General features: G+C 69.5%; 15 protein-coding genes. 6 read left to right on the plus strand and 9 right to left on the minus strand.

What is annotated here, in order from left to right; all coding sequences use genetic code 11:
• Positions 1-3 precede the first annotated feature (3 nt).
• The 3 genes from RCP38_RS04515 to rsmA all read left to right on the plus strand — a co-directional run bounded on the left by RCP38_RS04515 (position 4) and on the right by rsmA (position 2,992).
• Complete coding sequence (locus tag RCP38_RS04515) at positions 4-849, plus strand: TatD family hydrolase (RefSeq protein ID WP_308475811.1); 846 nt, start codon at positions 4-6, stop codon at positions 847-849.
• A 110-nt stretch (positions 850-959) separates the two neighbouring features.
• On the plus strand, positions 960-2,078 hold the full coding sequence (locus RCP38_RS04520; RefSeq protein ID WP_308475812.1) for a resuscitation-promoting factor: 1,119 nt from the start codon (positions 960-962) through the stop codon (positions 2,076-2,078).
• A complete protein-coding gene (gene rsmA / locus RCP38_RS04525; protein WP_373692496.1) occupies positions 2,051-2,992 on the plus strand; it encodes a 16S rRNA (adenine(1518)-N(6)/adenine(1519)-N(6))-dimethyltransferase RsmA in 942 nt (313 codons plus the stop codon). Before RCP38_RS04520 ends, rsmA begins: the two co-directional genes overlap by 28 nt.
• Here the strand turns inward: rsmA and RCP38_RS04530 are convergent.
• Entirely contained in the window at positions 2,917-3,738 is an 822-nt protein-coding gene (locus RCP38_RS04530; protein ID WP_308475813.1) for a serine/threonine-protein kinase, read from the minus strand. The genes rsmA and RCP38_RS04530 overlap by 76 nt on opposite strands.
• A gap of 154 nt (positions 3,739-3,892) precedes the next feature.
• Between RCP38_RS04530 and RCP38_RS04535 the strand changes: the two genes are divergently transcribed.
• The 3 genes from RCP38_RS04535 to RCP38_RS04545 all read left to right on the plus strand — a co-directional run bounded on the left by RCP38_RS04535 (position 3,893) and on the right by RCP38_RS04545 (position 8,247).
• Positions 3,893-5,347 (plus strand): PE-PPE domain-containing protein, encoded by a 1,455-nt coding sequence (locus RCP38_RS04535; protein ID WP_308475814.1) that lies wholly within the window; start codon positions 3,893-3,895, stop codon positions 5,345-5,347.
• A 64-nt stretch (positions 5,348-5,411) separates the two neighbouring features.
• Positions 5,412-6,374 carry a 4-(cytidine 5'-diphospho)-2-C-methyl-D-erythritol kinase gene (locus tag RCP38_RS04540; protein WP_308475815.1) on the plus strand — a complete coding sequence of 321 codons (963 nt, stop codon included), beginning with the start codon at positions 5,412-5,414 and terminating at the stop codon, positions 6,372-6,374.
• 238 nt (positions 6,375-6,612) lie between these two features.
• On the plus strand, positions 6,613-8,247 hold the full coding sequence (locus tag RCP38_RS04545) for a fatty acyl-AMP ligase (protein ID WP_308475816.1): 1,635 nt from the start codon (positions 6,613-6,615) through the stop codon (positions 8,245-8,247).
• A 33-nt stretch (positions 8,248-8,280) separates the two neighbouring features.
• On the opposite strand, the gene pth is transcribed toward RCP38_RS04545, so the two are convergent.
• The 8 genes from pth to RCP38_RS04585 all read right to left on the minus strand — a co-directional run bounded on the left by pth (position 8,281) and on the right by RCP38_RS04585 (position 13,204).
• Positions 8,281-8,865, minus strand: coding sequence for an aminoacyl-tRNA hydrolase (gene pth, locus RCP38_RS04550; protein ID WP_308475817.1), 585 nt, complete (start codon positions 8,863-8,865; stop codon positions 8,281-8,283).
• Between the two features lie 12 nt (positions 8,866-8,877).
• Positions 8,878-9,492, minus strand: a complete 615-nt coding sequence (locus RCP38_RS04555; RefSeq protein ID WP_308475818.1) for a 50S ribosomal protein L25/general stress protein Ctc — start codon at positions 9,490-9,492, stop codon at positions 8,878-8,880.
• Positions 9,493-9,634: 142 nt separating this feature from the next.
• Complete coding sequence (locus RCP38_RS04560) at positions 9,635-10,507, minus strand: oxidoreductase (RefSeq protein WP_308475820.1); 873 nt, start codon at positions 10,505-10,507, stop codon at positions 9,635-9,637.
• A 27-nt stretch (positions 10,508-10,534) separates the two neighbouring features.
• The gene (locus tag RCP38_RS04565; protein ID WP_308475822.1) at positions 10,535-10,798 is read right to left on the minus strand and encodes a hypothetical protein; all 264 of its coding nucleotides are present in this window, start codon (positions 10,796-10,798) and stop codon (positions 10,535-10,537) included.
• Entirely contained in the window at positions 10,798-11,166 is a 369-nt protein-coding gene (locus tag RCP38_RS04570) for a heme-binding protein (protein WP_308475824.1), read from the minus strand. The genes RCP38_RS04565 and RCP38_RS04570 overlap by 1 nt, the downstream gene beginning before the upstream one ends.
• Before the next feature lie 58 nt (positions 11,167-11,224).
• Positions 11,225-11,881, minus strand: a complete 657-nt coding sequence (locus tag RCP38_RS04575; RefSeq protein WP_373692439.1) for an LpqN/LpqT family lipoprotein — start codon at positions 11,879-11,881, stop codon at positions 11,225-11,227.
• Positions 11,878-12,222, minus strand: coding sequence for an arsenate reductase (glutaredoxin) (arsC, locus tag RCP38_RS04580; RefSeq protein ID WP_308475826.1), 345 nt, complete (start codon positions 12,220-12,222; stop codon positions 11,878-11,880). Before arsC ends, RCP38_RS04575 begins: the two co-directional genes overlap by 4 nt.
• A 1-nt stretch (position 12,223) precedes the next feature.
• Complete coding sequence (locus RCP38_RS04585; RefSeq protein WP_308475828.1) at positions 12,224-13,204, minus strand: ribose-phosphate diphosphokinase; 981 nt, start codon at positions 13,202-13,204, stop codon at positions 12,224-12,226.
• Positions 13,205-13,283 lie beyond the last annotated feature (79 nt).

Consider the following 13,283-nt stretch of genomic DNA (forward strand, 5'->3'; position numbering starts at 1 on the left):
TGTGTGCGGGTGAGTTCCAAACGATCAGCCAAAACTCCGCCACCGGCACCCGAGCCGCTGAGCCCGCTGGTCGATGCGCACACCCACCTCGACGCCTGCGGCGCCACCGATGCGGCCTCGGTGCGCGAGATCATGGATCGGGCAGCCGCGGCCGGTGTGCAGGCGGCGATCACCGTCGCCGACGACCTGGCCTCGGCCCGCTGGGTGACGCAGGCCGCCGACGCCGACGAGCGGGTCTACGCCGCGGTCGCCCTGCACCCCACCCGCGCGGACGCGCTCACCGAGGCGGCCCGCGCCGAACTGGAGAATCTGGCGGCCCACCCGCGTGTGGTGGCGATCGGGGAGACCGGCATGGACCTGTACTGGCCCGGCCGCCTCGAGGGCTGCGCCGACCCGGCCACCCAGCGCGAGGCCTTCGCCTGGCACATCGACCTGGCCAAGCGCACCGGCAAGCCGCTGATGATCCACAACCGCGACGCCGACGCCGCGGTCCTGGACGTGTTGCGCGCCGAGGGCGCCCCCGAGACGGTGATCTTCCACTGCTTCTCGTCCGGACCGGAGATGGCTCACACCTGCGTCGACGCCGGCTGGATGTTGAGCCTGTCCGGCACGGTCAGCTTCAAGAACGCCCGTGACCTGCGTGAAGCTGCCGCCCTGATCCCGCATGAGCAGCTTCTGGTGGAGACCGATGCGCCGTTCCTGACGCCGCACCCGTATCGCGGCGCCCCCAACGAGCCCTACTGCCTGCCATACACTGTCCACGCGCTGGCGCAGTTGCTGGGAGCATCCCCGACCGACCTGGCGCAGGTCACGAACCGCAACGCCCGGCGGGTGTACGGGTTGGACTGAGGGTCGGGCCGGTCACATTCGGTTGCCGCCGGCCGACGGGTTCGTTACCGTCCTGTTATCAAACCGGGGCGCCGCGAGGGCGCCATCGCCGTGTCGTGAGGTCGCTAACCTTGAACACTTTGACCAGGCTGCATCAGGCGCCGTCGCCGATGCTGCGGATGCTGGTCGGCGCGTTGTTGCTGGTGCTGACCTTTGCCGGCGGCTTCGCGGCCGTCAGTGCCAAGACCGTCACACTGGATGTCGACGGCACCCCGGTCACCGTCACCACCATGCGGTCCAAGGTGATCGACGTCGTCGCCGAGAACGGCTACCGGCTCGGTGAGCGCGACGATGTGGTGCCGGCCCGCAATGCCCGGGTGCACGACGCCGAGACGATCACCGTCCGCCGCAGTCGGCCGTTGCAGCTGTCCCTGGACGGTCGCGAGCCCGAGCAGGTGTGGACGACGGCGCTCTCCGTCGACGAGGCCCTGGCGCAGTTGTCGATGACCGACCATGCTCCGGCCGCGGCGTCGCGCGGTAGCCGGGTGCCGCTGGCCGGGATGGCGTTGCCGGTGGTCAGTGCCAAGAACGTGTCCATCGACGACGGTGGGGTGTTCCGCACGGTGCGTCGGGCCGCACCGAACGTCGGTGAGCTGCTGGCGGCCGAAGGCACCCCGCTCGAGCAGGGTGACAAGGTCATCCCGGCGGCCGCCACCCCGGTGACCGAGGGTATGCAGATCCACGTGACGAGGATCCGCGTCGAGCAGGTCACCGAGCGGGTGCCGCTGCCGCCGAACGCCCGCCGCGTCGAAGACCCCACGATGAACATCAGCCGGCAGGTCGTCGAAGACCCGGGCACCCCCGGCACCCAGGACGTCACCTATTCGGTGGCCACCGTCAACGGCGCCGAGACCGGCCGGCTGCCGGTGTCCAACACGGTCGTCGATCCCGCCCGCGATTCGGTGCTGCGGGTCGGTACCAAGCCGGGAACCGAAGTGCCGCCGTCGATTTACGGTGCGGCCTGGGACCGGATCGCCGCGTGCGAATCGCACAACAACTGGTCGATCAACACCGGCAACGGGTTCTACGGCGGAGTGCAGTTCGACTACGGCACCTGGATCGCCAACGGCGGCCTGAAGTATGCGCCGCGGGCCGACCTGGCCACCCGTGAGGAGCAGATCGCGATCGCGGAGGTCACCCAGGCCCGGCAGGGCTGGGGTGCCTGGCCGGTCTGCAGCGGGAGACGCTGACCATCGGGCTACTCGGGGCCGGTGACATCAGGGCCCTGGCGGATGAACTCGACCTGCGGCCGCGGAAATCACTGGGACAGAACTTCGTTCACGACGCGAACACGGTGCGCCGGATCGTCGACGGCGCGGGTGTCACCGCCGACGACCACGTCTTGGAGGTCGGTCCCGGGCTGGGCAGCCTGACCCTGGCGCTGCTCGAGCACGGGCCGACGGTGATCGCGGTGGAGAAGGATCCGGTGCTGGCGGCCCGGCTGCCCCGGACCGTCGCCGACCATGCGCCCGACGCCGCGGGCCGACTCGACGTACTCGGCAGGGACGTCTTGACGCTGCGCCGCGACGAGGTGGCGACCGCGCCGACAGCGGTGGTGGCGAACCTGCCCTACAACGTCGCGGTGCCGGCCCTGCTGCACCTGCTGGCCGAGTTCGACTCGATCCGCACCGTGATGGTGATGGTGCAGCTGGAGGTGGCCGAGCGACTGGCGGCCGAACCCGGCGGCAAGGACTACGGCGTGCCCAGTGCCAAGGCCCGATTCTTCGGGACCGTGCGCCGGTGCGGGACGGTGCCGCCGAGCGTGTTCTGGCCGGTGCCGAGGGTGAATTCCGGGTTGGTGCGCATCGATCGGTACCAGGCCGCGCCGTGGCCGGACGACGGTGACTTCCGCAGGCGGGTGTTCGCGCTGATCGACATCGCGTTCGCGCAGCGGCGCAAGACCTCCCGCAACGCGTTCGCCGACTGGGCCGGTTCGGGTGCGGCCTCGGCCGACTGGCTCCAGGCCGCCGGTATCGATCCGATGCGGCGCGGCGAGACCCTGGCGATAACGGACTTCGTCCGCCTGCTTCAGGTCTGGGAGGGGCCGGGCGGCCGCGCCAGTGCGGCCGACAACTCGTCGGCGAACTCCGAACAGGACCGGTAGCGGCGCGCGGGGAACTTCGCCAAGGCGCGTTGCAGCACCACGTCGGCGCCGCGTGCGGCCGGCCCGAGCGTCGCCGAGACCGGCGGCGGCAGCAGTCGCAGGTGCGCGTTCATCAGGTCCGCCGCGCTTTGCGCGGTGAACGGCGGCGTCCCGGTCAACAACTCGACGGCGGTGCAGGCCAGCGCGTATTCGTCGGTGGCCGCCGTGGGTGCCCGGCCGCACAGCAATTCGGGGGCGGTGTAGGGCAGCGAGACCTCGGGGGCGGGCCGCCGCTTCCACACGTCGTCGACGACGGCGTGGGCCGCCCCGAAATCGATGAGTACCGCGCCGCCGCGAAGCAGGTCCGCGGCGATCAGGATGTTGGCGGGTTTGACGTCGCCGTGCACGATGCCCCGCCGGTGGGCGTAGTCGAGCGCGTCCGCGATCTGGGCTACGACGAGCAGTTTGTCGGCGACGGTCCGCAGGCCGGTCGCGTTGCCGCCGTCGACGTACTGCATGGCCAACCAGTGCGGGCCGTGGCGGTGGACCGCGACGACGTGGGGGTGGGCGAGTTCGGCGGCGAAGCCGAACTCGCGGTCCAACCGGTCGTGTTCGGCCGGGATGCGGTGGGCTTCGTCGAGGATCTTCAGTGCCACCGGCCGGTCCGGATCGTCGGGGTGATGGGCGCGGTACACCCGCGCGTGTCCGCCGCGCCCGATCTCGCGGTCGACCCGATAGCCGCCGAGATCGGTGGGGGCGCCGTTCATGGGCCAAGGCTAGGGCGGCCGGCCCCGGTTTCGGCGCCGATAGCGAGGCCTCACAGAAACCTGAGAAGAACATGATTAAATGGCAAAAAATAGATGGCATTCCGCTGGCGCGGAGTGATAATCAACGCCACATACATCGTCTCGGGAGGCCGTCATGATGACTCTGTCCAGCAAGAACCTGCGTTCGCTCGGGGCGGTGTCGCTGGCCGCGGCCGCCTTCACCGCGCTGGGAATCGGCCCGGCGGTGGCGCCCGGTCTGGCGGGGAACCTCAAGACGCTGGTGGCCGACACCACCCTGCTGGACACCGAGTCGTGGATCATGGGCGGCAGTGGGCTGCCGATCCCCCCGCCGCAGTACTTGGAGGCCCTCACCGACCGGTTCGTGGACCCGGCCACCCCGAAGTTCGACGGTCAGCCCAGCTTCCCGGTGGACGCCGTCAACCCGCTGTTCACCCCCGAGGGGCTCTACCCGCTCACCGGGGTGAAGACCCTGACGCTGGACAATTCGCTGGAGCAGGGTTCCACGATTCTGTACCAGAAGATCATCGAAGAGACGGCCAAGGGCAACGACCTGGTGGTGGTCGGCTATTCGCAGAGCGGTGTCATCAACGGCCTGGTGATGGACCAACTGCTGGCGATGGGTGACCAGGCCCCGACCTCCGACCAGCTGTCCTTCGTGACGCTGGGCAGCCCGGCCAACCCCAACGGCGGCCTGCTGTCCCGCTTCGACGTGCCCGGCGTCCCGCTGTCCCTGCCCAGCCTCGGTGTCTCGTTCAGCGGTGCCGCGCCGTCGGACACGCCGTGGGAGACGGCCAACTACATCCAGGAGTACGACGGCTTCGCCGACTTCCCGAAGTATCCGCTGAACTTCCTGGCCGACCTCAACGCCTTCCTGGGCATCATGTTCATCCACGGCACCTACCCGGCGCTCACCGATGAGCAGTTGGCCAGCGCCATCGAGCTCGACGTCACCGGGGGCAGCAACCAGTACTTCATGATCCCGACCGAGGACCTGCCGTTGCTGCAGCTGCTGCGCGGCAACGCATTCGGCAACGCGTTCGCCGACCTGTTGCAGCCGGCGCTGCGGGTGCTGATCAACCTCGGTTACGGCAACATCGAACACGGCTGGGACCAGGGACCGGCGGACGTCGCCACCCCGTTCGGGCTGTTCCCGGACGTCGACCCCATGGAGGTGTTGACCGCACTGGGCAACGGCGTGGAGCAGGGCTGGAACGACTTCCTCGCCGACCTGGAGAACATGTCGGCATCCAGTGCGGCGGACCTGCTGGGCTTCGACGCGGGCAGCGCCGCGGACTTCACCATGCCGAGCCTGATGGAGATCGTCAACACGTTCACCAGCGCTGCGGCGACGCTGTACGCGACGCTGCTGCCGACCGCCGACATCGTCAACGCCCTGCTGACCACCCTGCCCGCCTACGCCACGAGCCTGTTCGTCAACGAACTCATGGACGGCGATCTGCTGGGTGCGATCGGGATGCCGCTGGCGGCCACCACCGGGTTGGTGACCATGGCCGGCGGGTTCGAGGTGGAGGTCTTGATGGGCGCCTTCAGCAGCATCAGCGCCGACTTCTCCGACCTGTTCTCCTGATCGGGGCGGGCCGGGGCGACGGAGCCCGGGTGCGGGTGCGCCGGAGACCGCTAGTGTCATCGGCGTGACCGCATCCGACGGCAGTGCCGCCACCGAATGGTCCCCGACCGGTTCGGTGACGGTGCGGGTACCGGGAAAGCTCAACCTGTATCTGGCCGTCGGTGACCGCCGCGCCGACGGCTACCACGAGCTGACCACGGTGTTCCACGCGGTCTCACTGGTCGACGAGGTCACCGTCCGCGACGCCGACGTGCTGTCGCTGCAGATCACCGGTGAGGGCGCCGACGTGCTGCCCGTCGACGACCGCAACCTGGCGTGGCGGGCCGCCGAGTTGATGGCCGAGCACGTCGGCCGCGCGCCGGATGTGGCGATCACGATCGACAAGTCCATTCCGGTGGCCGGCGGCATGGCCGGGGGCAGTGCGGACGCGGCGGCCGTGCTGGTCGGGATGAACGTGCTCTGGGAACTGGGTGTGCCGCGCCGCGACCTGCACGCGTTGGCCGCCCGACTGGGCAGTGACGTGCCGTTCGCCCTGCACGGCGGTACCGCATTGGGCACCGGCCGCGGTGAGGAACTGGCGACCGTGCTGACCCGGGAGACGTTTCACTGGGTGCTGGCGTTCGCCGACGGCGGGCTGTCCACCCCGGCGGTCTTCGCCGAACTGGACCGGTTGCGCGATACCGGGCGCACCCTGCCGGAGTCCGGCGAGCCCGAACCGGTGCTGGCGGCGCTGGCGGCCGGTGACCCGCAGCAGTTGGCGGGTCTGCTCGGCAACGACCTGCAGGCGGCCGCGATCAGCCTCAACCCGGCGCTGCGTCGCACCCTGCGGGCCGGCGTGGAGGCGGGTGCGCTGGCCGGCGTGGTGTCGGGCTCCGGCCCGACCTGCGCGTTCCTGTGCACGTCGGCGGCATCGGCGGCCGATGTCGCCGTGGAGTTGTCCACCCTCGGGGCCGGACGCGCGGTGCGGGTGGCCAGCGGCCCGGTCTACGGCGCCCGGGTGGTGCCGTCCTCGGTCAGCGGCGCCTAACGGCACGGAATCGGGCGAGGATTTGCCCCCTGATTAAGAGAAGTTTAAGATAGCTCGCGGTGATTAGTTGCGGCCACGACAGTCCTGCCACCCGGAAGTGTGGTGACCTGGTGGACCGTTCATTACGGGATCGAGATGCAACCGCCGCCGAATCGTGCGCGCGTGCCTCTCGCGAAGTGGACTCCAGCAGGTGGAGCATGAAATTAAGCCCGAAAGTAGTGCCGGCTAGGAGGCCGTCGTGAGCAGGTTTACCGACAAGATGTACCGCAGTGCCCGCGAGTCCACGAAGGGCATGGTCACCGGCGAACCCCATGAGCCGGTCCGGCACACCTGGGGCCAGGTGCACGAGCGTGCCCGCCGCATCGCCGGCGGCCTGGCCGCGGCCGGCATCGGTCGCGGAGACGCGGTCGGGGTGCTGGCCGGGGCTCCGGTGGAGATCGCCCCGTCGGCGCAGGCACTGTGGATGCGGGCGGCCAGCCTGACGATGCTGCACCAGCCCACCCCGCGCACCGACCTAGCGGTATGGGCCAAGGACACCATGACCGTCGTCGACATGATCGACGCCAAGGCCGTCATCATCTCCGAACCGTTCATGGCGGCCATGCCGGTGCTGCAGGAGAAGGGGCTGAAGGTTCTGACCGTCTCGGAACTGCTGGCCCACGAGCCGATCGACCCGGTGGAGGCCGACGAGGACGATCTGGCGCTGATGCAGCTGACCTCCGGCTCGACCGGATCGCCGAAGGCCGTGCTGATCACGCACGGCAACATCCACGCGAACCTCGAGGCGATGTTCGTCGGCGCCAAGTACGACATCGACAAAGACGTCATGATCAGCTGGCTGCCGTGCTTCCACGACATGGGCATGGTCGGCTTCCTGACCACGCCGATGTATTTCGGCGCCGAGCTGGTCAAGATCACCCCGATGGACTTCCTGCGCGACACCCTGCTCTGGGCCAAGCTGGTCGACAAGTACAAGGGCACCTTCATCTGCGGCCCCAACTTCGCCTACGCGCTGTTCGCCAAGCGGTTACGCCGGCAGGCGCAGCCCGGGCAGTTCGACCTGTCCACGTTGCGGATCGCGATGTCGGGCGCCGAACCGGTCGACCCCGCCGACGTCGAGGACCTGATCGACGCCGGTAAGCCGTTCGGGCTCAAGCCCGAAGCCATCATGCCGGTCTACGGGATGGCCGAGACGGTGCTGGCCACCGCGTTCACGCCGGTGGAGACCGGTCTGTACGTCGACGAGGTCGACGCCGACCTGCTGGCCGCGCTGCACCGCGCGGTTCCCGCCACCCGCGGCAACACCCGGCGGCTGGCGTCGTTGGGCCCGCTGCTCGACGGTATCGAGATCCGGATCGTCGACGAGCACGGTGCGGTGCTGCCGGCCCGCGGGGTCGGGGTCATCCAGTTGCGCGGCGAGTCGGTGACCTCCGGCTACCTGACCATGGCGGGCTTCCTGCCCGCGCAGGACGAGAACGGCTGGTACGACACCGGCGACCTGGGCTACCAGATGGAGAACGGCCACGTGGTGGTCTGCGGCCGGGTCAAGGACGTCATCATCATGGGTGGGCGCAACATCTACCCGACCGACATCGAGCGGGCCGCGGGCAAGGTCGAGGGCGTGCGGCCGGGTTGTGCGGTGGCGGTGCGCCTGGACGCCGGGCACTCCCGCGAGACCTTCGCCGTCGCGGTGGAGTCCAACGCCTGGCAGGATCCCGTCGAGGTGCGGCGCATCGAGCACCAGGTGGCGCACGAGGTGGTCACCGAGGTCGACGTGCGGCCGCGAAACGTGGTGGTGCTCGGGCCGGGGACCATCCCCAAGACCCCGTCGGGCAAGCTGCGCCGGGCCAACTCCATCGAGCTGGTCACCTAGCTCAGCCCAGCCCGGCCCGGTGCCTCGCGCCGGTCAACCCCAGGCGTGCACGACGTTCTGCGCGGGTTCGAGTCCCAGCTCGATCAGCATCTCGGTGGCGTCGGCGGTCTGCTCGTAGATGGTGGGCAGTTCGTCGCGCTCCCGCGCGGCGAACGCCTGCAGCACGTAAGCCGCCGGATCCTGCCGGCCGGGCGGTCGGCCGATTCCCAGCCGTACGCGCTGAAAGTCCTTGCTGCCCAATGTGTGCGCGATCGACCGCAGACCGTTGTGGCCGCCCTCGCCGCCGCCCTGCTTGAGCCGGATCCGGCCGAAGTCCAGGTCGAGGTCGTCGTGGATCACCACCAGACCCTGCGGCGGCACGGAGTAGAACTTGGCCAGTGGGCCAACCTGGCGGCCCGACTCGTTCATGTAGCAGCGTGGCCGGGCCAACACCACCGGGCGCCCGCTCAGGCGCCCGGTGGCCACGTCGGCTCCGGATTTCTTGTGCAACTTGAACGTCGACCCGATCCGCTCGGCGAGCAGGTCGACGACCAGGTAGCCCACGTTGTGCCGGGTGCGTGCGTAATTCGGACCCGGATTGCCCAGGCCGACCACCAGTACCGGCGGTGACTCGGCCACGCTGCGCTCGGCTTACTCGGACTCGGCGTCCGCGTCGGCCTCGGCGGCGGCTTCCTCTTCCGCCTCCTCGGCCTTCGGCGCCTCGATCACGTTGACCAGCAGCCACTCCGGGTCGGAGATCATGGTGACGCCCTCGGGCAGTGCGATGTCGGCGGCGGTGATCTGGGTGCCGGCTTCCGCACCTTCGATGGAGACGGTCAGCTGCTCGGGGATCGACAGCGCCTCGGCTTCGATCTCCACGGTGGTGGCGTCCAGGGTGACCAGGGTGCCGGGGGAGGCGTCGCCCTCGACGACCACGTTGACCTCGACGATGACCTTCTCGCCGCGGCGCACCACCAGCAGGTCGACGTGCTGGATGGTCCGGCGGATCGGGTGGACGTCCAGGGCCTTGGTCAGCGCCAACTGCTCGGTGCCCTCGATGTCCAGGGCGAGCACCGCGTTGGTGCCGGAGTGCCGCAGCACGGCCGCCAATTCGCGGGCCGGCAGCTCCAGGTGCCGCGGTTCGGTGCCGTGGCCGTAGAGGACCGCGGGAACCTTGCCGTCGCGGCGGGCGCGGCGCGAGGCGCCCTTGCCGGTCTCGGTCCGCACGGAGACGGTGAGCTGGTTGGTGGTGGGGGCTTGTGCCATCGGAGACTCCTCGGTTGCTGTGGCGTGCATAGGGCACGGCCAGATCGCGACAACCATCGAAGTGAGGTCCTCGTCGATAACGGCAGCCGAAATCACCGGCCGCCCTCGCCGTGACGCCTGGTCAGGCTAGCGCATCGGCGCCTCAGAGCTGAAATCGTGCCCCGGTGAGCTGCTCGGACAGTTCCCACAGGCCGGCGGCGGTGGCGCCGCGTTTGGCCAGCAGGCTGCGGCCCACCGACCCGGTGCGGCCGACGATGCCGAACCGCGGCCCCACATAGGTGTTGCCGGACAGCTCCTGCGACGCCGCATACAGCGTCTGCCGTGCCCCGAAATCCGCGGAGGTGGCCAGCAGGCCGTTGCCGATCGCGCGGGTCAGCGCGTCCGCGACCCGATTGCCGGTGTGGCCCTGCAGGTTGGTGCTCGAGTAGCCGGGGTGTGCCGCCAGCGCGCGCAGCGGCGAGCCGGCCGACACCAGCCGGCGTTGCAGCTCACTGGTGAACAGCAGGTTGGCCAGTTTGGACTGGCCGTAGGCCAGCCAGGCCGAGTAGCGGCGCGTCTGCCAGTTCAGGTCCTTGAGGCTGATGTAGCCGATCCGGTGCATGGTCGACGACACCGTCACCACCCGGTCGGTGATCTTGGGCAACAGCAGGTTGGTCAGGGCGAAATGCCCCAGGTGGTTGGTGCCGATCTGGCTCTCGAAGCCGTCGACGGTCCGGGCGTAGGGCACCGCCATGATGCCGGCGTTGTTGATCAGCACGTCCACGCCCGCCGTCTCCTCGGCGAACCGGCGCACCGAGGCCAGATCCGCCAGGTCCAGGGCGCGCACCGTGACGTCGCCGGGCATGGCGGCCGCGGCCTCGCGGCCCTTGGCGGTGTTGCGGACGGCCAGGGTGACTTGGGCGCCCACTCGGGCCAGTTCCCGGGCGGTCACGGCTCCCAGACCGCTGTTGGCGCCGGTGACGATGACGCTGCGGCCGGCGAACGAGGGCAGATCTGCGGCGGTCCAGGAGCTCATGGCTTCACCCTAGTGATCGGCGCGGACCTAATGGCAGTTGCTGGTGTGCACCCACCGCCCGTTGTAGCCCACACACGTGGTGGGCGGTGGCGGGGGCGGGGGAGGTGGCACGTCTTCGGGCAGGGGCGCGTAGTAGGCCGGCGGTGGTGCGGGGTTGTTGCACTGGCTGACGACGACGCGGCGACCCACACCGACACAGCCCTGCGCCTCGGCGGTCCCGGCCGTCGGGACGACGACCGCGGGCAGCGCGGTCAGGGCCAGTGCCGCCGCGACGGCGATCCGGCGGGCCATCACTGGTCCAGCAGCGGGTGCCCGGGGTCGGCCACCCCGCAGCGGTTGCGGAATTCGACGAGCGGCTGGCGGAGCCCCCGCAGGTCGGCGTGCGCCTGGGGATTGTCGGCGAAGTAGCCCCGGATCGCTTCGGGCACTTCGTCGTCGGGCCGGTCCCGCAATTCGGTGTAGAAGGCGTTGACGTCCGGATGCGCGTGCAGGTATCCGGAGGTGGACGCGGCGACACCGGCCGCGACGTTGGCCATGTCGGCGGCCGTGCAGCCGGGCTGCGGGTCGGCGATCGCGCTGGCCGGTGCCAGCACGCCGACGGCGGCGGCGACCAGACCGAAACCGGCCAGCCGCAGCGGGGACAGGTGAACCACGGGCATTGCAAGACTCCCTTCCGCAGGTGCGTCGCACTGTAACAAGCGCCGGCGGCCGGGCGGCCTATTTCGCGGCGACGTTGAATCCCTTCATGATCGCCTCGACGTCGGTGGCGTGCTTGGGGGCTTCGTCGGCCGGGGCGGTCACCGCCAACTGCACCAGGTAACGCTGCTCCGCCGGTGCCGAGCCGGTCGCGATCACCATCCGGAACCAGCTGTGCAGGCGCTGGCCGTCCATGTCGTAGGTGCCTTGGACCATCGACGACGGGAAGCCCTGGTAGTCCTCGTTGGAGGCGTCCAGCAGCTTGAACTTCGGGGAGAGCTGGGCGTCGACGATGCCGTGTTTGATGGCCTCGCCGGAGTCGAAGTTCCCGGTCAGCTTGACCACGCTCAGAATCGCCCGCGGATACTTCTCGCCCTTGCCCAACGCCAGGGTGGTATCGGGCAACAGTGAGCTCTGCTTGCGGGTCCAGCCCGCCGGCGTCGGGATCGTCACGCTCAGGTCGGTCGGGGCGTCGGGCGCCACCGCTTCGGCGACCACCCCCTGATCCTCCAGATAACGCCCGACGGTCACCGGCGCCTCGGGCTCCGTCGAGGTGGTGGTCGTGGTGCCGTTGGACCAGATCGATTGGTAGTCAGGCGTTTTAGCGCCGCAGCCGGAAACCGTGCCGGCCAGGGCCAGGCACGCCCACGCCACGGTCGCCCAGCGCAGCGGGGTCACAGTATCTCGCGGACCGCGTCAATCGGACGGGCCAGCCGGGTGCCGTTGCCGGTCACCACGAACGGCCGCTGGATCAGGATCGGATTGGCGGCCATCGCGTCGAGCAACTCGTCGTCGGAGGCGTCGGCCAGGTTCAGCTCCGCGTAGACCGCCTCGCCGGTGCGGACCGCGTCGCGCACTCCGATCCCCGCGGTGGCGATCATCTCCGCGAGCTCCGCCCGGGACGGCGGGGTCTTCAGGTATTCGACGACGGTCGGCTCGATACCGTTCTCGCGCAGCAACTCCAGCGTCTTGCGCGAGGTGGAGCAGCGCGGGTTGTGGTAGATCGTTGCATCGGTCATGTCAGGCATCTCCATCGAAAAGGCCGGTGACCGAACCGTTCTCGAACACCGCCCGGATGGTGCTGGCCAGCAGCGGGGCGATCGAGAGCACGGTCAACTGCGGGAATCGCTTGTCGTCGGGGACCGGCAGGGTGTTGGTGACGATCACCTCGCTGGCCCCGCACGCCGCCAGCCGCTCGGCGGCCGGGTCGCTGAGCACGCCGTGGGTGGCGGCGATGATCACGTCGCGGGCGCCGTCGTTGCGCAGCAGGTTGACCGCCGCGGCGATGGTGCCGCCGGTGTCGATCATGTCGTCGATCAGCACGCAGGTCTTGCCGGCCACCTCACCGACGACACGGTTGGACTTGACCTGGTTGGGCACCATCGGGTCACGGGTCTTGTGGATGAACGCGAGCGGCACACCGCCCAGGGAGTCCGCCCACTTCTCGGCGATGCGCACCCGGCCCGAGTCGGGGGAGACCACCACGACATCGGAGTCGGCGTAGTTCTCCTTGATGTAGCCGATCAGCAGTGACTGGGCCCGCATGTGGTCCACCGGGCCGTCGAAGAAGCCCTGGATCTGGTCGGTGTGCAGGTCCACGGTGACGATCCGGTCGGCGCCGGCGGTCTTGAGCAGGTCGGCCACCAGACGGGCCGAGATGGGCTCGCGGCCACGGTGCTTCTTGTCCTGGCGGGCGTAGGGGTAGAACGGCAGGATCGCGGTGATGCGCTTGGCGCTGCCGCGCTTGAGCGCGTCGATCATCAGCAGCTGTTCCATCAGCCACTGGTTCAGCGGTGCCGGGTGCGACTGCAGGACGAACGCGTCGCAGCCGCGCACCGACTCGTCGAACCGCACGAAGATCTCACCGTTGGCAAAGTCGCGTGCCGTCTGGGCGGTGACCGGAACGTTGAGTTCCTTGGCGACCTGTTCGGCCAGCTCGGGGTGCGCACGACCTGCGAAGAGCATCAGGTTCTTGCGGTTGTCTGTCCAGTCGTGGCTCACGTGCTGCCCCCGCGGTAGGAGATTTGGGAACTCGGTCGAGTTAATTCGGGCCTTATGGTACGTAGCCCGTCGATGAATT

Origin of the sequence: Mycolicibacter sp. MU0083, assembly GCF_963378075.1 — a bacterium.
Taxonomy (GTDB): Bacteria; Actinomycetota; Actinomycetes; order Mycobacteriales; family Mycobacteriaceae; genus Mycobacterium; species Mycobacterium kokjensenii.